Genomic DNA, 21,643 nt, shown 5'->3' with positions numbered 1-21,643 from the left:
CTATGAAACGACAACGACCTGACTATCTATCTAAAGTCCAGCTTGACTTCACGCCTTTTACGGCGCTTGCGTTGGTATTGTTTTTTGCGATGCTCATTCTAAATACCTTAGCTAAGCCTAATCAATTTCCACTGAATCTGCCTGATATATATAATATAGGCTGCTATTTTGGGAAACCTAATCATGATAGGGCAATTCATCTATTTTTAGGCGGGGAAAAAATAGGGGTGGTTTCAGGCAAAGAATTTGAAAAGAAAGAGGCCATCGATTATGAAAATGAGAGTCTGAACCGAAGTCTCATTTATCATAAAAACCGGGTCGTTAGTCAATATGACAGAGAATGTGTGGTGTATATTATTCCTTTAAAAAATTCAAACTATGGACAATTGGTACATGTTTTGAATACCATTACCAAAAATAAAATACGGTTGTATGGAGTTATTTATCGGGTGCCCTATGGTGAAAAACTAAATATAGGAAGCATCAACCAACTAGGTTTATGAATGGAAGTGAATTCCAGTGTAGATTTCTTCCATCGGGATTTCGACTTCTATGGAAGAAAATTGGACAATTTGATGAAGCTGATCATATACTCGGTAACGCCATGATTTTGAGTCTATTTTGTAAAAGACTTCCACCAGAGGAGTTCTTTGCTCGATTAATACATATTCACAAAAGCTCGGAATCAGACGATAGGTTTTGAATTTTTCACCACGGTCATATGATTCCGAGCTTTCGGATATTACTTCTACAATCAATAAAGGGTTGGTGGCCGCTTCTGGATGATCTGGGTGATGAACAATAGGCCCACAAATCACCGAGGCATCAGCATAGCGATATTTTTCTTCGTTGATTGCAATTGTAAGGTCGCTATTATAAGCATTACAAGGGCGATTTTTAAGAGCACGGCGGAGTTCATCACCGATGTTGTTACCAATTAAACTATGGGTAGGTGTTCCGCCTGCCATTAATTAATTTTCAACACTGCCATAAATGCCTCTTGGGGAATTTCGACACTACCTACTTGGCGCATACGTTTTTTCCCTTTTTTCTGTTTTTCCAAAAGCTTGCGTTTACGCGAAATATCTCCTCCATAACACTTCGCCAATACGTCTTTACGCATGGCCTTCACGGTTTCGCGGGCGATGATTTTTTGGCCAATAGCGGCCTGAATTGCAATCTCAAACATCTGACGAGGAATCAATTCGCGCAATTTTTCGCAAAGTTTTTTGCCCCATTCGTAGGCTTTGGTGCGGTGTACAATCGCCGATAGTGCATCTACTCCGTCGCCGTTGAGCATGATGTCGAGTTTGATCATATCAGATTCTCGATAGTCGAGGAGTTCGTAGTCGAGTGAGGCGTACCCGCGTGAGATGGTTTTGAGTTTGTCAAAAAAGTCAAACACAACTTCGGCCAGAGGCATTTCGAAGACCAATTCTACGCGGTCGGCAGTGAGATAGTTTTGACTTTTGAGCAAGCCCCGCTTGTCCATGCAAAGTTTGAGAATTGGGCCGATGTATTCTGACTTGGTGATGATTTGCGCTTTGATGAAAGGCTCTTCAATCCATTCTATATAGTTGGGCTCGGGCATTTCGGAAGGCGCACTTACTTCCAAAATCGCCCCCTTAGTGGTAATGACGTTGAATTTTACGGAAGGTACCGTGGTAATAACCGTCATGTCAAACTCACGTTCGAGACGCTCCTGCACGATTTCCATGTGCAGCATTCCGAGGAAACCACAGCGGAAACCAAACCCAAGCGCTGCCGAGGTTTCGGGTTCCCATACGAGTGAGGCATCGTTGAGCTGTAGCTTTTCCATAGCTTCCCGCATTTCCTCAAACTCACTGGTTTCGACCGGATACAGCCCCGCAAATACCATTGGTTTTACTTCTTCAAAACCTTTGATAGGTTCTTTAGAAGGTTTTTCTACGTGTGTAATCGTATCTCCAACTTTTACTTCGCGGGCCACCTTGATTCCCGAAATCAAATAACCCACGTCGCCGCATTCGACCACATCTTTGGGTTGCTTGTCGAGGCGCAATGTGCCGATTTCGTCGGCGATGTATTCTTTACCTGTCGCCACAAACTTTACTTTATCTCCTTTTCGAATGCTGCCATTCTTAACACGGAATATTACTTCAATCCCGCGATAGGAATTAAATACAGAATCGAAGATAAGGGCTTGAAGCTCAGTGTCGGGGTTGCCTTTGGGGGCGGGGATGCGTTCGACGATGGCATTCAAAATATCTTCGATGCCAATACCCGCCTTGCCCGAAGCAGGGATGATGTCGTCGCGGTCGCAGCCGAGGAGGTCTTCCATTTCGTCTTTGACTTCTTCGGGCATGGCACCGGGGAGGTCGATTTTGTTTAAGACAGGAATAATCACCAGCCCTTGGTTCATGGCCAAATAGAGGTTGGAGATAGTTTGGGCTTCTACTCCTTGGGAGGCATCAACCAATAGCAACGCGCCTTCGCAGGCCGCAATAGACCGCGACACTTCGTAGCTAAAGTCAACGTGGCCAGGTGTGTCAATCAGATTGAGGGTGTATTTTTCTCCTTTATAGAAGTAATCCATCTGAATCGCGTGACTCTTGATGGTAATCCCCCGCTCGCGCTCCAAGTCCATGTCGTCGAGGAGTTGGGCTTGCATCTGACGGTCGGTGACGGTTTTTGTAAACTCCAACAAGCGGTCGGCCAAGGTACTTTTGCCGTGGTCAATATGCGCAATAATGCAGAAATTACGGATGTGTTTCATCAAAAAATTAATATTGAATATAGCATATTGAGCAGCAAAAAGTAGGGTGCTAAAATGAAGTCCATACGTTTTTTCAACCACTCAATACTCAATTGGTTTGCAAAATTACGTTAGATTAGTCGAATAACAGCGACTTCGGAAGGATTGTTTGTGTTGTGCGTCTTCTGTACTTTGTTTTAGACGCGAAAAGACCCTTTTTGAAGGGCGGTTCTAATTCCATTGAAGGGATTTTCTTTCTTGCCAATAAGCCCTAGGAGAAACGGCAAATGTTTTAAGAATTTCTAGTTCATCTTGGGTAAAACTAAAATTAAGAGCTTTGAGATTTTCGTCAATTTGCTGAGGCGTATATCCTCCACTCAATACGATACAGGGTGCCAACATCTCAAAACTAAACCTCAAAGCTATAGCATCTACACCAACCCCATAAGCGGTAGCTAATTGGTTGAGGGTTTGATACAAAGGCATATAATGTGAATACTGAGCAGTGGGAAAAAGACGACCATTGGCTAATGCTTCTTTTACGATAATTCGTTTGTTTTTTTGACGAAGTTCAGGGAGGGTGTCAGCCACACTTTGGTCGAGGATATTGTAAGTCATTTGAAAAGCATCAAACAAGTCCAAACCGTTGATTTGGATTGAAAGGGCTTTTTGTAGAATGGTAAGCTGCTCTTCTCCGCTTACCGAAAGGCCCATTGTTAGTTGATGTTGTTCTTTCAATTCGGCAAGTTGATGTAAGACTTCTTGGTTTTCCAAAACACCACTTTCGAGCGTGGCCGAATGTATTTGATAAGTTTTAAAGTAAGGCAGAAGGGCTTGCGACTGTTGCCATTGATGGTTGAGTTTGCTCAAACTATGCTCTTTGAGTTCATGAACGGGGGCGTTGATATCAAAGTTTGCAGTATAAGTATATCCCCATTTGGTGGCCACTTCTACATCTTGGGGTTGCTGTTGAAGAAGCCACTCGATGAGGAGTTTTTCGGCAAATCCATACCCAGGAGCAGTATCAAAATAGCGGATTCCAGCGGCATAAGCATGGTCAAGGGCGCGCCAACCTTGTTGCCAAAAAGCATCCAAATCTTCACTGACAACTTTTTCTTGTTTGATGTTGATATAATGTGGCCGTCCGATAGACGCCATTCCTAAACCTATTGTTGATAAAGTGCTGTAATTCATTTATTGCTTACAAATTAAACCAATACGTGACTTTTGCCTGAATCGAGCGATTGCGTGATTGTCCGTTGGTGGTATTGTAGTTGTCGATATATACCAAAAAGAAATCCGAAACTGGAGCAAAACGCCATTGAAAACGCGTATTGATATTCATGTTTTCAAACTGACTATTATACTGTAAAAAGGTAGTCAAAAAAACGGATTTAGAAAAGGTCCAATCAAGGCGAGGCCCTACCAAAAAGACATTGTTTTTCCCAATCGGAAGGTCGATTCGATTGTAGGTAAAGTTCATAGCCAAGGCGATATAGGGCTGATAACGATAGTTGAGCGACCCAGCCAAGCTCATAATAGTGCCGTTGTAATACTGTCCGATGAGGGGTTGGGCAAAAAGCCACCATTTTTTTCGCTGGTCTGAGAAGTAGTTGAGCGAGGCGTTGTAGTAAGTATAGCCTTCTCCTTTTTTCAGTGAAGGAAGTTTTCCATTGCTACGAAGGGCGTCAAAATCAGAAAAAAGATAGGTGTAATTTTGATTAATAGAAAACAGCATTCGAGCCGAGCTATTGAAAAACATCGAAAGAAAAGGCCCTGCGGTGCGGTCTGTTACACCTACATTGGGCATGGTGTATTGTTCGAGGGCGACCCCAACACTGTAGCGATTGACGAGTTTTGTGCGCGGATAAAAAGAAAAACCAAGGGTGGGATTGATACGGAAATAATCTTTGCGAGGCACAAAACCCACTTCGGCATCGTATCCTTTTCCGACCCAATCGTGCGCCCATCGAAAAGTGTATTTGAGTACACTGTACATCAGCGAAAAACCATTGGCAAAGGCATCTTTAGGCTTGTTTTCGCTAAAAGATTGGTGATAAAAAGCCTTGCCTTGCCAGCGGCTATCACGTGAGGTGAAGTTATATTCCAAACCGGCTACCCGATTGAAGGGCGTGAGATTAGGGCTAATATCGGGATGAAGGGTCTGTTTGTTGACAAAAATTCCTGCAATATTTGATCTACTAAATACTTTTCGTTGGATAGACGCTACCGTAAAATTAGCTCCCGAAATTCCCTTAAAAGCATCGTCGGCGGTTTGGGTATTGAGGAGGCCAATGCGCCAATTGTCGTCTATTTTTCCGCTCAGTCGCGCTCCATACAAAATGCGGTTTGGAACGCCCAAGCCTGTCGTCGAATCTTTAGCAATTCCGATCTGACGCGAAAAAAAGGGACTAATAATCTGATTTCCGGCACCACCTAAATTGCTCTGAGGTGGCAAGAAAGGATTGATGACATAGCTCCCAAAGCCCGAAAACAAATCGGAGTTTTCGAGAAAAAACTGTCTTTGTTCGGGAAGATTGATGTCAAAGCGCGTGAGATTGATGATTTGACGGTCGGCTTCTACATTCGAAAAATCAGGGTTGATAGTCAGGTCAAGATTCAACCCAGAAGTGACTCCGATTTTGGCATCACCTCCAAAATTAAGCCTACTGCCGTTGTTGGGATTATCGGGATTGACAAAATCACGCCCTGTACCTGCGGCAATGTATGGAATGAGAGAAATATTAGCCCCGGGTTTTTTGAGAGGTTTTTCAAAAACGACAGGGATTGAATACCCCAAATTCATAATAATCTGATTTTGGGGAATACGTATCAGCGTACTATTTTCGTTGATTTGGGTGTCAAACCGATAACTTTTGAAAAGCCATTGTTGTGTTTCATCCTTGAAGCGAAGGGTAGTAAAAGGAATAGCCACTTCTGTGGTCCAGTAGTCATCATAGATTTGGGATTCACCAACCCATTTATTATCCCAAAATTCACTAAAAAAAGAGTTGTCGGTAGCGCCATTGTACAACAATGCTTCGCGCATGACTCCCAGGGGATTCATACCAAAAAGAAAGGCATTGGTGCGGTCGTTGAAGGTATCGAAAATAAACGTAACATTGTCGTTACCACCGGCTCGGTAGTCGCGGCGATAAGAAAGGATGACAAATTTTTTGTTGCGGGTATAGCATTTGGCACTTACATAAACGTACTTGTTATCATAAGTCATTTTGACTTCTGTACGGTGTTGAGCTTTGAGAGTATCAGAAGGAAAATATTGCCAAAATTCACCCATTGGTTCAATATTTTGCCAAACTGCCTCGTCCAATACACCATCAATTTTTATTTTTTCATTTGTAAAACTGACTTTATAAGGAGAGTCAGCTTGCGAAAATGCCAAAAGAGGGCATAAAAAAAGAAGTAGAAATTTCATCAAATATGTTGTTGAGTTTAGGTAGGAAAAACAAGCTAGGTTGAGACAAATTTAGGGATTTGTTTGCTTTTATAAATTCTGTCAAAGATATTTTAGCATGGCCCAGGCTTTTCTTTTGGTAAGATAAGTAAGGTCTTTATCATTGCTATAAGCTTCGCGTTCAAAGCTGATATTGCGATAAGCCCGATACCGATGCCGGTACTGAATGAGTCGAACAAGATACTCAAGTATATACCAAATATAAAAAAGTAAGATACCTGTTTCGAGTTGTTGGCGTAAGTGGATACGCTCATGATTGAGGAGCCAAACAGGGGGATTGTTTTCGCGACAAAATACCCAAGGAAAAAAAGTGAGACCTTCTACCCACAAAAAAGGAGTATGAACGATAATCATGGGTAAGCGAAATTTAGAAAACATGCTTTATTTTTTGATGGTCGAGCAAATAAGTAGGGAAACTTTGGCGAAAATTGCCTTATAGAGTATCAGCAAAACAAATCATAATTTGTACCGCAATACATAAAATTATATTTTTAGATTATCGTAGACCCTTAACAACCCCATTGAATGATGCTTTTAACGGCCAATTTACTCAATCTCTTTGATCATACCATTAATTTGGCCGAAATACAGGTCGTAGATAAGCGAATCGTAAGTATAAAAATAATAGGAGAGGAGCAGGTCGGATTGCCCTATATTATGCCGGGTTTTGTGGATGCGCACGTACATATCGAAAGCTCCATGCTTACGCCTGCGCAATTTGCGCGCTTGGCCGTGGTACACGGTACTGTGGCTACGGTTTCAGACCCTCATGAGATTGGCAATGTACTAGGAGTAGCGGGAGTGGAGTATATGATAGAAGATGCTCGTCAAGTACCGTTTAAGTTTTGTTTTGGGGCTCCTTCTTGCGTTCCGGCCACTACATTCGAAACAGCAGGGGCTGTTATTTCTCCCAAAGATATTCGTAAGTTGTTGTCGATGAAGGAAATAGGCTATCTGGCCGAAATGATGAATTTTCCGGGAGTGCTGTATGAACAAGAAGATGTGATGATGAAAATAAGGCTCGCACAAGCATTCAATAAACCTATCGACGGTCATGCACCGGGCTTACGTGGGCAAGATGCTAAAAAATACATCGAAGCAGGTATCACGACCGACCACGAGTGTTTTACCTACGACGAAGCCTACGAAAAGCTTCAGTTAGGGCTTAGCTATGTATTGATTAGAGAAGGCAGCGCGGCCAAAAACTTTGAAGCCTTGATTCCGCTCATGAGTCAATATCCCAATAAGCTCATGTTTTGTTCGGACGATAAGCACCCCGACAATCTTGTAGAAGGCCATATCAATCAGCTCGTAAAGCGTGCTTTGGCCAAAGGTTTTGCGTTGTTTGATGTACTGAGGGCTGCTTGTCTCAATCCTGTGCTGCATTATCGTCTCCCTGTAGGTTTGTTGAGAGAAGGCGACCCTGCTGATTTTATTTTGGTCGATAACTTACAAGATTTCAATGTCTTATCTACTTATATCAATGGCGAAAAGGTAGCCGAAAATGGCATTACATTTTTGCCTGATTTGCGTAGCCCAATTGTCAATAAGTTTGACTGTCGTCATATTTCTTCTCTTGATTTACGGCTAGAAGCGCCTGCCCTCTCAGTAACAATACAAGTGATAGAAGCCCTCGAAGGGCAGCTGATTACCAACGCTTTGGAGGTAGAGGCTCTGATTGAAGACGGGTGCATAGTGTCTGATACAGAGCGCGATATTTTAAAAATAGTGGTGGTAAATCGTTATCAACCTGCACCCGTAGCAGTAGGATTTATCAAAAACTTTGGGTTGAAACAGGGAGCTATTGCGTCGTCAGTAGCGCATGATTCTCACAATATCATTGCAGTAGGCTGCGACGATGATAGCCTTGCGCGTGCTATCAACCTAGTGATTGATTCGCAAGGCGGTATCAGTGCGGTAGAAAGTGTATCCCAAAAAGCCCTTGAATTACCTTTGCCGATTGCTGGGTTGATGTCGGATGAAGATGGATACGAAGTCGCAAAAAAATATACCATAATAGACAACTTTGTTAAGCAAGAACTTTGCTCTCCTTTGGCCTCTCCCTTTATGACTCTTTCTTTTATGGGCCTTTTAGTGATTCCTTCGTTGAAAATGAGCGATTTAGGGCTTTTTGATGGGGGAAAGTTCAATTTTACCAAATTATATTTTCTTTAATTAATTGTAAAAAAAACACTTTTTATTTTGCAACTTATTATAAAGAAAATTACATTTGGGCTGTGATTGTTTCTAAACCCCAAACCCCTCCACCCAATGCCCCGGTTTCATCTAACTACACACGAAGAGGTGACTCTCTGGAATCAGTTCCGCCAAGACGACGAAGCCTCTTTTGCAAGACTTTATCAATGCTATGTTCAACTACTGTACAACTACTGTACTCAGTTTAGCGCTGATAAAGCTCTGATTAAAGATTGTATCCACGATTTGTTTGTGGAACTTTGGCAACATCGCCACACGCTTGGCGATACGACTTCGGTGCGTTATTATTTGATGGCGTCTATCAAACGTAAATTGGTAAGACACCTCAACGCCCAACAAAAAAATACAAGTAGTGAAGAAATCCCCTTGGAATATCATCACCTTTATACGGCTTCGTCGGAGTCGTATGTGATTGCCCAAGAAGAGTACCTCCAAACAAACCGTAATCTAAATGAAGCAATGGAAAAGTTGCCTCGCCGTCAACGGGAAGCTATTTTCTTGAAGTTTTATGTGAATATGACAAACGAAGAAATTTCTAACTTCATGAAAATCAATATTCAATCGGTTTATAACCTTGTTTTTGGTGCTTTAACTAGCATGAAAAAACAACTCAGCATGGAGCGCGTGACAGTATAAGATCTAGGATAATTAAAAGATTTACGCCAACGCCCGTAGAAAATCTCTACGGGCGTTGGTATTTTTGTGCCACTATTAACCGCCTTGCTCTATGCTTGCTCCTTTGCCAGAAAGAATGCGTCCTCGGTCGCTTGATGATTTCATTGGTCAGTCAAAACTCCTTGGTTCGCAAGGAGCATTAAGACGAGCCATTCAACACAATTTGGTGCCTTCCATGATTTTGTGGGGGCCGCCTGGTGTTGGCAAAACAACCCTGGCACTTTTAATTGCCGAATCGACCAAGCGTCCTTTCTATCCTTTAAGTGCCATTAGCTCTGGAGTAAAAGAGCTACGGGAGGTCTTGGGGCGCTCGTCGGGCTTGTTTTCGCCGATTGTTTTTATTGACGAAATCCATCGCTATAACAAAAGTCAACAAGATGCTTTGCTAGCGGCTGTTGAGAAAGGCCAAATCACGCTCATTGGGGCTACTACCGAAAATCCCTCTTTTGAGCTGAACTCCGCTTTGTTGTCGAGATGCCAAGTGTATATCCTAGATACGCTTTCCAAAGATGACCTGATTAGGATGCTACATCAGGCCGCCGAAAAAGACGAAGTGCTGAAAAAGAAGCAAATCCAATTTGAGTCGTATGATGCTTTGTTGCGTCTTTCGGGGGGAGACGGGCGCAAACTTCTTAATCTATTTGAGCTAGTAGTCAATGCGCATTTTAGTGAAGAAACGATAATAGTCACCGACGAATCGGTGACGGAAGTAGCTCAACAAAACTTGGCCCGCTACGACAAATCGGGCGAACAGCATTATGATATTGCGTCGGCTTTTATCAAATCAATGCGAGGTAGTGACCCCAATGCGGCGCTTTATTGGATGGCAAGGATGATTCATGCGGGTGAAGACCCCGAATTTATTGCGCGGCGGATGTTGATTTTGGCTTCGGAAGACATTGGCAACGCCAACCCTACCGCCATCATCATGGCCAATGCGTGTTTGCAAGCCGTAAAAGCGATTGGGTTTCCCGAAAGCAGAATTATTTTGTCGCAAGTAGTGATTTATTTGGCTACCTCTCCCAAAAGTAACGCCAGTTATTTGGCGATTGATGAAGCGTTGGCATTGGCCGAAAAAACGGCGCATCTGCCTGTTCCGCTTCACTTACGCAATGCCCCCACCAAACTTATGAAAGAGATTGGCTATGGCAAAAATTACCAATATTCGCACAATTATGAAGGTAATTTTGCTGAACAGAATTTTTTGCCTGATGAATTGAAAGGAACACAGATCTATCAACCAGGTCAAAACCCCCGTGAAAATGAAATCCGTAAACAATTGCAAAAATGGTGGGGCGAATGGTACGGATACTAAACAAGGCGCTTTTGCTAGGAGTTTGGATGGTAGTTGTAGCTTCGCTTTTAGGATTTTGGGGACGGCATAGTCGGTGGCTAGACCATTTTGCTAGCTTTCGAGTTCAGTACTTTTTATTGAGTTTGGGACTTAGTTTATGGTTTTTGGGACAATATTTATATCAAAAAAAACGTAGAGACGCATTTCAACTATTACTCGCTTTATTTTCATTGGGTTTGAATGGATGGTTTGTGATACCTTGGTTGGATTATTCTAAAGCAAATATCTCTACGACCGCTGATTTTAGGATTTATCATGCCAACATACTTTATAAAAACAAAGATTATGCTTTTATCACCAATCGTATTGTCAGCAATAAGCCTTTGTTTATTTCTATCAATGAAGCTACCCCGGCATTTATCCAGCATTTAGATAGTACTTTGGGGAAGCAATATCCTTATGGGTTTGATGTTTTGGCCAAAGCCAATACTAGAGTCGTAATCAGAAGTCAAGTCCCAGTATTATTGGATACAGCGGTAGCTTTCAAAACCAAAGGTATGATGCGTCTTACAACCCAAGTACAGGGAAAAACGCTGACCATTATTGCTTGTCATGCTTACAATCCTCTTTGGAAGGAAGATTTTTTGATACGTAATCGACAGGTAAAACAAATGGCAGAAATCATAAAACGCGAAAAAAATCCAACTGTGATAATCGGGGATTTGAATCTTACCCCTTGGTCGGTTTTTTACGAATCTTTTATTTCAGAGACTGGACTAAAAAATAGCCGTCAGGGATTTGGGGTACAGCCTACTTGGCCTACTAGTTTTTTACCATTGAGAATTCCGATTGACCATTGCTTGACCAATTCTTTGTTGGAGACCACGAGTTTTAAAATAGAAAAACCGACCAAGTCGGATCACTTGCCTTTGGAGATAGGGCTGCGGTTTTGCCCCTAAAAAAGGGGTTATTTTTTGAAATTTGCGATTGCTTTTTGAGTATGACTCGACAGCACTAAGGTTCCGCTCATGGCAGCTCGTTGTTTCAGGAGGCTATCCCAATGCTCCGTGGCTTCCCAAAATGCCTTTTTAAGCGCCTTTAACGCTTCAGGATTGTATTGAATAAGTTGATGAGCAAAGTTGCTTATGCCCTCGTCGAGTGCTGGAATATCATCATACACTTCGGCAAAAAGCCCTTTTTCTTTTGCCCAAGAGGCCGAATAAAAATTAGAAGGATGCAGGGTAAGTTCAGTAAATGCCGCGATACCTATTTTGCGCTCAATGGCAGGCCCTACCACAAAAGGCCCAATCCCGATGAGCAATTCGCTCAGACGAATGGAGGCATGTTGGGTGGCAAAACAATAATCAGTAGCAGCGGCCACTCCTACGCCACCACCTACTGCTTTTCCTTGTACTCTCCCCAAAATCAAGATAGGGCTTGTACGGCAGGCATTGATGACATTCGCAAAACCCGAAAAAAAATGAGTACCTTCTTCGGGTGTTTGGATGGATGCTAATTCATCAAAACTGGCACCCGCGCAAAAAGTACGTTCGCCGCCACTTTGAAGAATGATAATCTTGGTGAGGGGATTAGTGCTAGTGTGAGTAATCGTCTCGGCCAATAGCGACAATATATGGCTAGGCAGGGAGTTTTGGGAGGGGTGAAAAAACGTAATGGTAGCGATTCCCTCTGACGAAATATCCGTAGTGACGTATGCTTCCATCATTTATTTTTTTTGAATAGCCTTTTTTTAGGAGAGGGGTCAAAGCACTGAGTTACTTCTTTGGGTTTAGAATAAAGAATAGGTACATTGAGACTAAAATAAAAGTCGAGTCCTTGGGGTTTGCCTATGTCTAACAATCCACCTAAGTGGTCGGTACCAAGTACTAGTGGGCCAACACGAGCAGCCAAACCTACCGTAAATACTCGATAATTATCTATCATTGCCAAAGGGGTAGCTACTTCAAACCAACGGGTTTCGTAGCGAGGAGTCACCGCCAATACCGACTGTGTTTTGATGTGAAGGTTATTGCTGCCTCTTAATCCTTGTACCCACAAGCCATTTACGTACCAATTGTCCTGAATATGATAATCTACACTTACATTGGCTGAGGTGGGTAGTCCCACCGTAAAGGGGCGGGGGTTGTCAGCGGGACGTACATTAAGGTTTCGATTTATTGCAACAAATAACCCTTCTGTTCCTTTAATGTTACCAAAATCACGTGCTGTTAGGTTGAGTGTTGTAGTATCTACAGCTACTTCTCTGATATAATCTGGATTTCGATAGCGAACAGCGCCTACGTCGTTTAAGGCAGCTGATATACGGATTTTATATTTATTATTATGAAAATCTGACTCGCGCCCTCTACGAGGAACATAGCTTTTGAATTTTCGATAATCTGGCCGAAATTCATACACAATTCCTAAATCAAGGCCCCAGCCTCCTCCCGCAGATTTTTTACCAAACAAAAAACTGGGACTAGGGCTTATATTTGAATAAGCCCCCTCTGAGGTGTATCCGTATAATATTTCCAGTTGACGAGCTAAGATAAATTGTTGATTTGGATTTAGGTCGTCTACGAGTACTTCATAGTTGGTGTTTTTTAAATCTGTATGAAGGTTATAAACTCCCACGAGACGTTTGACTGTACCACCAACTTTCAAAAAATACTCATTTTCGTCCTTAATCACTGCCCCAAAAGTAGCACCTAGCTCAATGAGGCCATTAATTGAAACCAAAGCGCTTTGGTTAGTAAAAAGTTTTTCTTGAAGTTCAACAAATTTAGTACCATATCTAATAACGCGCGCCGTTTCTTCTGACACATTAGTAGCATTGAGATAATAACGCCCACGAGATGTAAGCCCAATCGCAAAACGATTGTTGTTAAAAGAATACAAAAAAGAAGGCCCTCGGAGGTCGCCTCCCGTATGTAGGTGCTTGGGTTTGCCATTGAGACGCTCGGCATAGTAAGATTCGCGCCAGATAATCAAGCCGCGCTCACTACGGTATTTTTTAGGAACAGTGTTGGTAATAAGTCCCAAAAAAGAATAAGGCGCATCAAATCGCAGGTAATTATTGATTAAAAAAAAATCGTTCCCAATAAGATTGATATAAAGCTTATGGCGAGAATCAGCCGCGTGTGCAGGATTAAGATAAAGGGCGTTTGTGCCCGCATAATTGCTAGAAGAAAGGCCTAACCAATGTTGACTATAGCTAGAAACGCCTACCAACAATCCCATAATAACCAAAACCAAATGTCGCGCTATTCTCACAAAATTGATATGATTTATTGTCAAGACTGAAAACGTAAAAAGTTGATGCAAAGTACGATATAATCCAATAATTTATGAAACCAAAGCAATATATAAAGCAATTCTGTAAATATGTTATAGAAAATTTGGCTAAATTGTTAATTTGTCCATATCTTGTTCGGTAAAACAAATAACTCACCTACGATATTTTGCCATTATGCAATTTTCATTTAAGAATTACGACACCGAAAATTTCTACGACGAGATGTTTACCCCTGACGGGAAGATGCGTCCGGGGTATGAAGTCTTCAAACAGCGCGTAGAACAGTTGACTCAGACGGAATTGATGAATCGGCAACATACCGCCGAGCGTGCCTTGATGTCGATGGGGATTACTTTCAACGTGTATTCAGAAGGAGAAGGAACGGAGCGTATCATGCCTTTAGATATTATTCCGAGGGTAGTAGCAGGAGAAGATTGGAACCGCCTTGAAGAAGGTCTCATTCAGCGTATTACGGCGCTCAATCTGTTTATTGATGATATTTATAATGACCAAAAAATCCTGAATGATGGAGTTGTACCACGCGATCTGATAGAGACTTCTAAATGCTATTTGGAAGCTTGCCGAGGTTTAAAACCCCCTAAGGGCATTTGGTGTCATATCACAGGTACGGATTTGATTAGGGGAGATGATGGTACATTTATGGTCTTGGAAGACAATCTTCGCTGTCCTTCTGGTGTATCTTATATGCTCGAAAATAGAGAATTGTCAAAGCAGATTTTTCCAGAGGTATTGGCGCGTACTGGCGTGAGACCCGTATCTGATTACCCCGCTCGCTTGTACGATATGCTTAAATTTATCGCAGACCGTCCCGACCCTAATATTGTCGTACTTACACCCGGAATCTATAATTCGGCTTACTTTGAACATTCGTATTTGGCTCAGCAAATGGGCGTAGAGTTGGTAGATGCGCGCGATTTGGTGGTATCGGGCGGGTATGTCAAAATGCGTACCACCCGTGGGTTTGAGATTGTGGATGTGATTTATCGCCGTTTGGACGATACCTTCCTTGACCCTCAGGTTTTTAATCCGCATTCACTTATTGGGATTCCGGGGATTTTTGATGTCTATAAAAAAGGACGGGTAGCCCTTGCCAATGCTCCCGGAACAGGCGTAGCCGACGATAAGGTAATCTATGCCTATGTACCACGAATTATTAAGTATTATCTCGACCAAGAAGCCATCATCCCAAATGTAAGAACCTACATTTGTAGAGAAGACGATGACTTGAAATATGTTTTAGAAAATGTCGAAAATCTGGTAATCAAAGAAGCCAACGAAGCGGGAGGATACGGGATGCTGATTGGCCCCAAAGCTACCAAAGAAGAACACGAAATTTTTCGTACCAAAATCAAAGAAAATCCTCGGAATTATATCGCCCAGCCTGTAATCTCTCTTTCGCGAGTGCCATGTATTGTGGATGACCACGCTGAAGGACGCCACGTAGATTTGCGACCTTATATCTTGTATGGTGACAATATCAACGTGATTCCGGGCGGGCTGACGCGAGTAGCTTTACGAAAAGGCTCACTGGTCGTAAACTCTTCGCAAGGAGGAGGGGGCAAAGATACGTGGGTAACCTACTAATAAGTACCCTCTAACTCAAACGACGTACTACCAAAATATGCACCAAAGCCTTCTACTAAAAAAGGCTTTGGTGTTTTTTTATAATTTTTTTTTAAAAAAACTTGACATACCAATTAGTATGTTTACCTTTGTGGCGTTATGTTAGATACTCGCTCCCAAATATTGCATAAAAACTTCGAAGCTATTCACCGAAATGGCTTTCAAGGAGTGCGTGCCGACAAAGTAGTGGCAGAGATGGGTATCACGAAAGGTGCCTTGTATCACTACTTTCCCAATAAGTTTGACTTGGGATATGCAATTATTGACGAAATCGTTGCGCCTCATTATTTGAGCCTTTGGCAGCCGCTAGAACATGCCCAAAAAGGCTTCGCTCAGGTAATCTATGAAGTATTAGACCGCTATCGCAGTTTTGTAGCTACTGAAGAACAGGTGATTCTAGGATGTCCACTTACAAATCTTACCCAAGAAATGCCACCTTTGGACGAAGGTTTTCGGGTGCGTTTATACCGTGTTACCAGCCGAATGCAGCAACAAATTGAGACCGGCCTGAAAAAAGCGCAGTTGTCAGGAGAATTTAAACTTGATTTTAATCCTACTCAAGTAGCTTTCTTTTATTTGTCGTCGATTGAGGGCGGGTTCAGTGTGGCCAAAGCAATGCAAAGTCGCGCAGTGTTTGAAATGGTCGTGTCGCAGTTAAAGCAATTGACCGACGGATTAAAATCTTAAAATTTTTTACCCAAATACATACCAACTGGTATGTATGTTTAAATTAAAAATTATCTATTTTTCACCCAAACTATCATTAATCATGTACGTAATCACAGGAGCAACTGGAAACACAGGTCATCTTATTGTTGAGTCACTATTGGCGTCTGGAAAAGAAGTAAAAGCAGTAGTAAGAAATGCCCAAAAAGCGCAGACTTTGGTCGATAAAGGAGCACAGTTGGCTGTGGGCGCTTTGGAAGATTTGGAATTTTTAAAAGAAACATTTCAGGGAGCAGAAGCGGTTTATTTGCTGATTCCTCCCAAATGGGACGTGACCAACTGGCGCGAATATCAACGCCAAATCACTCACAATTTTGTTGAAGCTTTGCAAGGTTCGGGGGTAAAATATGCCGTGGTGCTGAGTTCTATGGGTGCTCATATGCCCGAAGGAGCAGGGCCTGTCAGTGGATTGTATGAATTGGAGCAAGCCCTCAAAACTGTCGAAGGGCTGAATGTGTTGAACCTACGGCCGGGCTATTTTATGGAAAATTTTTATGGCAATATAGCCTTCATCAAAGCGGCGGGGATTCATGGTTATAGCCTGAAAGGAGACCTCAAAGTACCCCTTACTCACACCCGCGATATTGCGAGTGCTGCTACAAAGCACCTATTAGCGTTGGATTTTAGTGGGCATTCGGTGGTATTTGTGGGAGGTGCTGCCGACTATACCATGCACGAAGCTACGGCTATACTGAGTGAGGCTATTCAGAAACCATTCCAATACGTAGCGTTTTCGGCTACAGATGCTAAAGCGGGAATGTTAGCTTCAGGTTTGGCCGAAACCATTGCTGATGGCTACGTAGAGCTTTTTGAAGGACTGAATGCGGGAGAATACCTCAAAGGTTTTGTCCGTACTGCCGACAATACTACCCCTACTTCATTAGAAGAATTTGCCAAAAATGAGTTTGCTGTGGCTTTTTATGCGTAGGTTGCTATGAAGTGTTGATGAACTCTTGGTAACTACTTAGCAATAAGCCATAGGCTGCTTTTCATAAAAAAAGATTTTTTATTGACTAAGGCTAAGTAGTTACTCTATTTTGTGATTAAGAAGGTTTTTTAAAAGAGTAGGGAAGAAGGGCATAAGGCGGGGCGACTATTTGTTTGATTAAAGAAATGTCTATTTTTGCTTTAATCATATCATATATATTACAACCTGTTCATTCTGATGTCTCTTAAAACCTACCTTATCTTCTTATGTTTGTTGTTTAACCTTTCGCTTCATGCTCAGCGCAAACGCGAATATTTAGGATGGTCATTGGTATGGTCAGACGAATTTAATGTGGAAGGCAAACCCAATCCCGACAACTGGAAATTTGAAAAGGGATTTGTACGTAATCACGAACTTCAGTGGTATCAGCCTGACAATGCTTACTGCAAAAAAGGTAAACTCATCATCGAAGGCCGTCGTGAGAGCCGGCCAAACCCTAATTACGAACCCAATAGCCAAGATTGGAAAAAAAATCGTAAAGACATCGAATACACTGCTTCAAGCCTCAAAACCCAGGGTTTGCACAGTTGGAAATATGGGCGTTTTGAGATGCGTGCACGCATTGATACAAGAGCAGGTCTTTGGCCTGCTTTTTGGACTTTAGGGGTAGAAGGAGAGTGGCCACGCAATGGCGAAATCGACATCATGGAGTTTTATCGGGGTATGTTACTTGCCAATATCGCTTGGGGCAGCGAGACTCGTTTTAAAGGAGTGTGGCAAGACCTCAAAAAGCCAATCGAAACGTTTGAAGACCGCCGATGGGGAAAGAAATTTCACGTATGGCGCATGGATTGGGACGAAAAAGCCATTCGGCTCTATGTAGACGATGAGCTGCTCAATTTTGTAGAACTTGCTCAGACCGTCAATCGCGACGGTACCAATATCAATCCCTTTATGCAGCCTCATTATATACTTCTCAACCTCGCTATTGGAGGTGATAATGGGGGCGACCCTTCAGCGACCAAGTTTCCCGCTAAGTATGAGATTGATTATGTAAGGGTTTATCAGCGTTAGGATGCAATTTTGAAGTTTCATTGAAAGTCAATCTCTTTTGAGTTGGGCAACATCGTTTTTATTAGTAAATTGAAGCAACTCTGTCCTTATATGCCCAAAAAACACTTCCTATGCGTTATTCAATCAAAACTTCGATTTTTTTGTCTTTTACTTTACTATCTTCTCACGTTATGTTTTCACAGACAAGCAAATTGATTGCAGAAGGGGCGAGCTTGAAGCAAGTTTCTAAGCAATTTAAGTTTACGGAAGGGCCTGCCGTTGACAAAAAAGGTAACATCTATTTTACTGACCAACCCAACGATAAAATCTGGAAATACGATACTGAGGGTGAATTGTCGCTTTTTATGGACAAAACGGGTCGTTCCAATGGTCTTTACATTGATAAAAAAGGGAATATTATTTCTTGTGCCGACCAAAACAACGAGCTTTGGTCGATTTCCCCAAAGAAAAAAATTACCGTGTTATTGAGTGATTACCAAGGCAAAAAACACAATGGACCCAATGATTTGTGGATTGATGCGAAAGGTGGGATTTATTTTACCGATCCTTATTATCAGCGCGATTATTGGGAACGTAAAAAGCCCGAAATGGAGAAACAAAATGTGTATTATTTGCCAAAAGGTAAAAAAGAGGCTATTGTCGTGGACGACAATCTTAAACAACCCAACGGTATTGTAGGGACGCCCGATGGGAAATACCTCTATGTAGCTGATATTCGTGACAATAAAACCTATAAGTACGAAATCAGCGCGGATGGAAGCCTTGCCAATCGGCAACTCTTTGTAGCTCAAGGCTCTGATGGCATGACTCTCGACAATCAGGGCAATCTCTATATCACTGGCAAAGGAGTGACAGTATATGATCCAAGTGGCCAAAAAATAGAGCAAATCCCTGTGCCATCAGGTTGGGTAGGCAATGTTTGCTTTGGTGGGAAAGACCGTAAGATGCTTTTTATCACTGCTTCCGAATCGATTTATACCCTCAACATGCAAGTAAAAGGGGTTGAATAACTCAAACCTTACGCTATGAAAAAAACAATAGCATGGCTATGGTGTGGGCTAATGATGACCATCTTAGCTCAAGCACAAAAAAAAGAGAGTCGTCCCAATTTTGTTATCATCATGGTAGACGACATGGGTTTTAGCGATATAGGATGCTATGGCTCCGAAATCCAAACGCCTAATCTTGATCGTTTGGCGGCGAATGGAGCCAAGTTTACGCAGTTTTACAATGCCGCTCGCTGTTGCCCAAGTCGAGCGTCTTTGCTTACGGGGGTATATCCGCACCAGGCAGGTATGGGACGGATGGTGGTCAATACCGTCAAAGACCGTAGTCATGAAGAGGCCAATCAAGGGTGGCTCAGTAGGCAAACGGTCACTATCGCTGAGGTTTTGAAAACGGCAGGTTATCAGACTTTTATGTCAGGCAAATGGCATGTAGGAGAAGAACGCCCCGATTGGCCCTTACAACGTGGTTTTGACCACTATTTTGGCCTCATTAGTGGGGCCAATAGCTACTATGAATTATTACCCAATCGTCTTATTTTAGAAAATAATGAGCCTTACCGCATTCCCAAAAACTTTTATTTGACAGATGCCATTACGGATAAAGCCGTAGGATATATCGAGCAAGCCCATCATAAACAACAACCCTTTTTATTATATGTTGCCTATACTGCACCTCATTGGCCTCTGCATGCACCCGCCGAAGATATAGCACAATACCGTGGTAAATATTTAAAAGGGTGGGACAAATTACGAGAAGAGCGCCACGCTAAACAACGTGCTTTGGGACTTTTTCCACAGGATTTTGGGTTGTCTTCTAAAGAGCCTCAAATCCCCGACTGGGATAAAGCACCCAATCATGCCGAGTGGGATTTGAAAATGGCTACTTATGCCGCTATGGTAAGCAAAATGGATGCAGGAGTCGGCAAAATCGTGGAGAAATTGAAAGCAAATGGCCAACTCGATAACACCATGATTGTATTTCTGTCAGACAATGGCGCTTGCGCAGAAGTGCTAGATGGCAGAGCCAAAAAAGACTTGGGAGAAACAGCCTATGACGTCTCACTTACTACCCCAACGGGCGATAGAGGGTCTTACACTGCGTACGGAAAAGAATGGGCTGCATTGGGCAATACTCCCTTTCGGCTTTATAAGCAATTTACGCATGAAGGAGGTATTGCTACGCCGATGATTGTACATTTTCCTAAGATGATACCCAAATCTCTGCAAACCAACCAAGTGGGTCATATTATGGATATTATGCCTACTTGTTTGGAGTTGGCAAAAGCAAAATATCCGACCATGTATCAACAAAATACCATCAAACCATTAGAAGGCAAAAGTTTGGTTCCTATTTTGCAGGGCAAAAAGCGAACCCCTCATGAGTTTGTGGCGTGGGAGCATTTTGATTGTAGAGCGATCAGACAAGACAAATGGAAATTGGTATGGTCGAAAGATGTCAAAAAATGGGAACTTTATGATATGGAAAAAGACCGTTCAGAATTGCATGATTTGGCCTCTACAATGCCACAAAAAGTGCTAGAATTAAGACAGCTATACGAAAATTGGAGCCAAAAAATGGGGGTTTCATCCCTCAAGTAGTGAAGAAGCAAAAGATAGATTCTCAGGCAAATACAATATCAGGATGCAAGAATTAGAAAATACATTTAGAGAAATAGGACCCGTATATTCGGCCCTTATTGCTACTACCTTTACGTGGCTTGTGACAGCACTTGGGGCATCTTTGGTTTTTTTCTTTAAAAATATGCCTCGTAGTATACTAGATGCTATGCTGGGTTTTACGGGTGGTGTAATGGTGGCCGCTAGTTTTTGGTCCCTTTTAGCACCTAGTATAGAGCAAGCCGAAAAACTATTTCCGACCATGCCGTGGATGCCCGCAGCAGTGGGTTTTGTGTTGGGTTCGTTGTTTATTTATTTCCTCGACAAATTTACCCCGCACTTGCACATCAACTTCGGCGACAATGAGCGGGAAGGCATGAAAACCCAATGGCACCGAACTACTTTGTTGCTTTTGGCGATTACATTGCACAACATCCCCGAAGGTCTTGCCGTAGGAGTATTGTTTGGAGCGGCGGCTATTGGAGCAGGCGACGAAATGATGCCGGCGGCTATTACGTTGGCGATAGGTATTGGGATTCAAAATTTTCCCGAAGGTTTTGCGGTGGCTATGCCACTGAGACGTAATGGCGTAAGTCGCTGGAAGAGCTTTTGGTACGGGCAGTTGTCGGCGATTGTGGAGCCGGTAGCGGGTGTATTGGGAGCCATAGCGGTGATATATATGCAGCCTGTGCTGCCGTTTGCGTTGGCATTTGCGGCGGGCGCAATGATATACGTAGTAGTAGAAGAAGTAATACCCGAAACTCAACGAGATAAGTACACTGATGTGGCAGTGCTTGGGTTTATTGGCGGGTTTGTAGTCATGATGATTTTAGATGTAGCTTTGGGGTAGGGAAGAGTGATAGGAAGAGGAGATAGCTTAAAACTTAACATTTATATAACACGATATTTTTGTTTTTTCATTTTTTTAGTTATGTATTTGTAGATTTTTTTATTTTA

19 protein-coding genes are annotated in these 21,643 nt (G+C 42.5%); 12 read left to right on the top strand and 7 right to left on the bottom strand.

Translation table 11 applies throughout. From position 1 onward, the window contains the following. Nucleotides 1–2 precede the first annotated feature (2 nt). Nucleotides 3–503: a biopolymer transporter ExbD gene (locus G563_RS0130465; RefSeq protein WP_169579825.1), complete on the top strand. Its 501-nt coding sequence runs from the start codon at nucleotides 3–5 to the stop codon at nucleotides 501–503. On the opposite strand, the gene G563_RS36300 is transcribed toward G563_RS0130465, so the two are convergent. The 5 genes from G563_RS36300 to G563_RS0130440 all read right to left on the bottom strand — a co-directional run bounded on the left by G563_RS36300 (nucleotide 498) and on the right by G563_RS0130440 (nucleotide 6,587). Next, nucleotides 498–968 (bottom strand): Uma2 family endonuclease, encoded by a 471-nt coding sequence (locus G563_RS36300; RefSeq protein WP_051211306.1) that lies wholly within the window; start codon nucleotides 966–968, stop codon nucleotides 498–500. The two genes, G563_RS0130465 and G563_RS36300, sit on opposite strands and share 6 nt — an antisense overlap. Then, entirely contained in the window at nucleotides 968–2,755 is a 1,788-nt protein-coding gene (gene lepA / locus G563_RS0130455; RefSeq protein WP_028668668.1) for a translation elongation factor 4, read from the bottom strand. The genes G563_RS36300 and lepA overlap by 1 nt, the downstream gene beginning before the upstream one ends. A gap of 210 nt (nucleotides 2,756–2,965) precedes the next feature. Further along, complete coding sequence (locus tag G563_RS0130450; protein WP_028668667.1) at nucleotides 2,966–3,928, bottom strand: aldo/keto reductase; 963 nt, start codon at nucleotides 3,926–3,928, stop codon at nucleotides 2,966–2,968. Nucleotides 3,929–3,935: 7 nt separating this feature from the next. Further along, the gene (locus G563_RS0130445) at nucleotides 3,936–6,170 is read right to left on the bottom strand and encodes a DUF5916 domain-containing protein (RefSeq protein ID WP_028668666.1); all 2,235 of its coding nucleotides are present in this window, start codon (nucleotides 6,168–6,170) and stop codon (nucleotides 3,936–3,938) included. Between the two features lie 81 nt (nucleotides 6,171–6,251). Beyond that, complete coding sequence (locus tag G563_RS0130440) at nucleotides 6,252–6,587, bottom strand: hypothetical protein (RefSeq protein ID WP_028668665.1); 336 nt, start codon at nucleotides 6,585–6,587, stop codon at nucleotides 6,252–6,254. A 150-nt stretch (nucleotides 6,588–6,737) separates the two neighbouring features. Here G563_RS0130440 and ade point away from each other — a divergent pair, with 150 nt between their 5' ends. The 4 genes from ade to G563_RS0130420 all read left to right on the top strand — a co-directional run bounded on the left by ade (nucleotide 6,738) and on the right by G563_RS0130420 (nucleotide 11,354). Next, entirely contained in the window at nucleotides 6,738–8,384 is a 1,647-nt protein-coding gene (gene ade, locus G563_RS0130435; protein WP_028668664.1) for an adenine deaminase, read from the top strand. Between the two features lie 96 nt (nucleotides 8,385–8,480). Continuing rightward, entirely contained in the window at nucleotides 8,481–9,062 is a 582-nt protein-coding gene (locus tag G563_RS0130430) for an RNA polymerase sigma factor (protein ID WP_028668663.1), read from the top strand. 91 nt (nucleotides 9,063–9,153) lie between these two features. Then, on the top strand, nucleotides 9,154–10,416 hold the full coding sequence (locus G563_RS0130425; RefSeq protein WP_028668662.1) for a replication-associated recombination protein A: 1,263 nt from the start codon (nucleotides 9,154–9,156) through the stop codon (nucleotides 10,414–10,416). After that, on the top strand, nucleotides 10,401–11,354 hold the full coding sequence (locus G563_RS0130420) for an endonuclease/exonuclease/phosphatase family protein (RefSeq protein WP_157585739.1): 954 nt from the start codon (nucleotides 10,401–10,403) through the stop codon (nucleotides 11,352–11,354). Before G563_RS0130425 ends, G563_RS0130420 begins: the two co-directional genes overlap by 16 nt. A gap of 8 nt (nucleotides 11,355–11,362) precedes the next feature. Here G563_RS0130420 and G563_RS0130415 read toward each other — a convergent pair whose 3' ends face one another. Both G563_RS0130415 and G563_RS0130410 read right to left on the bottom strand, forming a co-directional pair. Continuing rightward, complete coding sequence (locus G563_RS0130415) at nucleotides 11,363–12,121, bottom strand: enoyl-CoA hydratase/isomerase family protein (protein WP_028668660.1); 759 nt, start codon at nucleotides 12,119–12,121, stop codon at nucleotides 11,363–11,365. Next, a complete protein-coding gene (locus G563_RS0130410; protein ID WP_157585737.1) occupies nucleotides 12,118–13,668 on the bottom strand; it encodes a DUF5723 family protein in 1,551 nt (516 codons plus the stop codon). The genes G563_RS0130415 and G563_RS0130410 overlap by 4 nt, the downstream gene beginning before the upstream one ends. A 196-nt stretch (nucleotides 13,669–13,864) precedes the next feature. Here G563_RS0130410 and G563_RS0130405 point away from each other — a divergent pair, with 196 nt between their 5' ends. The 7 genes from G563_RS0130405 to G563_RS0130375 all read left to right on the top strand — a co-directional run bounded on the left by G563_RS0130405 (nucleotide 13,865) and on the right by G563_RS0130375 (nucleotide 21,536). Then, a complete protein-coding gene (locus G563_RS0130405; protein WP_028668658.1) occupies nucleotides 13,865–15,295 on the top strand; it encodes a circularly permuted type 2 ATP-grasp protein in 1,431 nt (476 codons plus the stop codon). Between the two features lie 138 nt (nucleotides 15,296–15,433). After that, the gene (locus G563_RS37390) at nucleotides 15,434–16,021 is read left to right on the top strand and encodes a TetR/AcrR family transcriptional regulator (RefSeq protein ID WP_051211304.1); all 588 of its coding nucleotides are present in this window, start codon (nucleotides 15,434–15,436) and stop codon (nucleotides 16,019–16,021) included. Between the two features lie 82 nt (nucleotides 16,022–16,103). Beyond that, nucleotides 16,104–16,988 (top strand): NAD(P)H-binding protein, encoded by an 885-nt coding sequence (locus tag G563_RS0130395; RefSeq protein WP_037328630.1) that lies wholly within the window; start codon nucleotides 16,104–16,106, stop codon nucleotides 16,986–16,988. A gap of 237 nt (nucleotides 16,989–17,225) precedes the next feature. Next, on the top strand, nucleotides 17,226–18,062 hold the full coding sequence (locus tag G563_RS0130390; protein WP_028668656.1) for a glycoside hydrolase family 16 protein: 837 nt from the start codon (nucleotides 17,226–17,228) through the stop codon (nucleotides 18,060–18,062). Nucleotides 18,063–18,232: 170 nt separating this feature from the next. Next, nucleotides 18,233–19,072 carry an SMP-30/gluconolactonase/LRE family protein gene (locus G563_RS0130385; protein WP_229598590.1) on the top strand — a complete coding sequence of 280 codons (840 nt, stop codon included), beginning with the start codon at nucleotides 18,233–18,235 and terminating at the stop codon, nucleotides 19,070–19,072. A gap of 15 nt (nucleotides 19,073–19,087) precedes the next feature. Continuing rightward, the gene (locus G563_RS0130380; protein WP_051211302.1) at nucleotides 19,088–20,668 is read left to right on the top strand and encodes an arylsulfatase; all 1,581 of its coding nucleotides are present in this window, start codon (nucleotides 19,088–19,090) and stop codon (nucleotides 20,666–20,668) included. A 43-nt stretch (nucleotides 20,669–20,711) separates the two neighbouring features. Continuing rightward, on the top strand, nucleotides 20,712–21,536 hold the full coding sequence (locus tag G563_RS0130375) for a ZIP family metal transporter (RefSeq protein WP_028668653.1): 825 nt from the start codon (nucleotides 20,712–20,714) through the stop codon (nucleotides 21,534–21,536). Nucleotides 21,537–21,643: the final 107 nt, after the last annotated feature.

The sequence above is a fragment of the Runella zeae DSM 19591 genome (assembly GCF_000423565.1).
GTDB classification, from domain to species: domain Bacteria; phylum Bacteroidota; class Bacteroidia; order Cytophagales; family Spirosomataceae; genus Runella; species Runella zeae.
Note: the sequence above shows the minus strand (reverse complement) of the source record. Positions and strands in the feature narration are given on the sequence as shown.

Coding starts and splice junctions, on each gene's coding strand:
- G563_RS0130420 (WP_157585739.1), top strand. CDS start 10,401: ATGGTACGGATACTAAACAAGGCGCTTTTGCTAGGAGTTTGGATGGTA.
- G563_RS0130405 (WP_028668658.1), top strand. CDS start 13,865: ATGCAATTTTCATTTAAGAATTACGACACCGAAAATTTCTACGACGAG.
- G563_RS0130440 (WP_028668665.1), bottom strand. CDS start 6,587: ATGTTTTCTAAATTTCGCTTACCCATGATTATCGTTCATACTCCTTTT.
- G563_RS0130445 (WP_028668666.1), bottom strand. CDS start 6,170: ATGAAATTTCTACTTCTTTTTTTATGCCCTCTTTTGGCATTTTCGCAA.
- G563_RS0130450 (WP_028668667.1), bottom strand. CDS start 3,928: ATGAATTACAGCACTTTATCAACAATAGGTTTAGGAATGGCGTCTATC.
- G563_RS0130430 (WP_028668663.1), top strand. CDS start 8,481: ATGCCCCGGTTTCATCTAACTACACACGAAGAGGTGACTCTCTGGAAT.
- G563_RS0130425 (WP_028668662.1), top strand. CDS start 9,154: ATGCTTGCTCCTTTGCCAGAAAGAATGCGTCCTCGGTCGCTTGATGAT.
- G563_RS0130380 (WP_051211302.1), top strand. CDS start 19,088: ATGAAAAAAACAATAGCATGGCTATGGTGTGGGCTAATGATGACCATC.
- G563_RS0130395 (WP_037328630.1), top strand. CDS start 16,104: ATGTACGTAATCACAGGAGCAACTGGAAACACAGGTCATCTTATTGTT.
- ade (WP_028668664.1), top strand. CDS start 6,738: ATGCTTTTAACGGCCAATTTACTCAATCTCTTTGATCATACCATTAAT.
- G563_RS0130385 (WP_229598590.1), top strand. CDS start 18,233: ATGTTTTCACAGACAAGCAAATTGATTGCAGAAGGGGCGAGCTTGAAG.
- G563_RS37390 (WP_051211304.1), top strand. CDS start 15,434: ATGTTAGATACTCGCTCCCAAATATTGCATAAAAACTTCGAAGCTATT.
- G563_RS0130375 (WP_028668653.1), top strand. CDS start 20,712: ATGCAAGAATTAGAAAATACATTTAGAGAAATAGGACCCGTATATTCG.
- G563_RS0130465 (WP_169579825.1), top strand. CDS start 3: ATGAAACGACAACGACCTGACTATCTATCTAAAGTCCAGCTTGACTTC.
- lepA (WP_028668668.1), bottom strand. CDS start 2,755: ATGAAACACATCCGTAATTTCTGCATTATTGCGCATATTGACCACGGC.
- G563_RS0130415 (WP_028668660.1), bottom strand. CDS start 12,121: ATGATGGAAGCATACGTCACTACGGATATTTCGTCAGAGGGAATCGCT.
- G563_RS36300 (WP_051211306.1), bottom strand. CDS start 968: ATGGCAGGCGGAACACCTACCCATAGTTTAATTGGTAACAACATCGGT.
- G563_RS0130390 (WP_028668656.1), top strand. CDS start 17,226: ATGTCTCTTAAAACCTACCTTATCTTCTTATGTTTGTTGTTTAACCTT.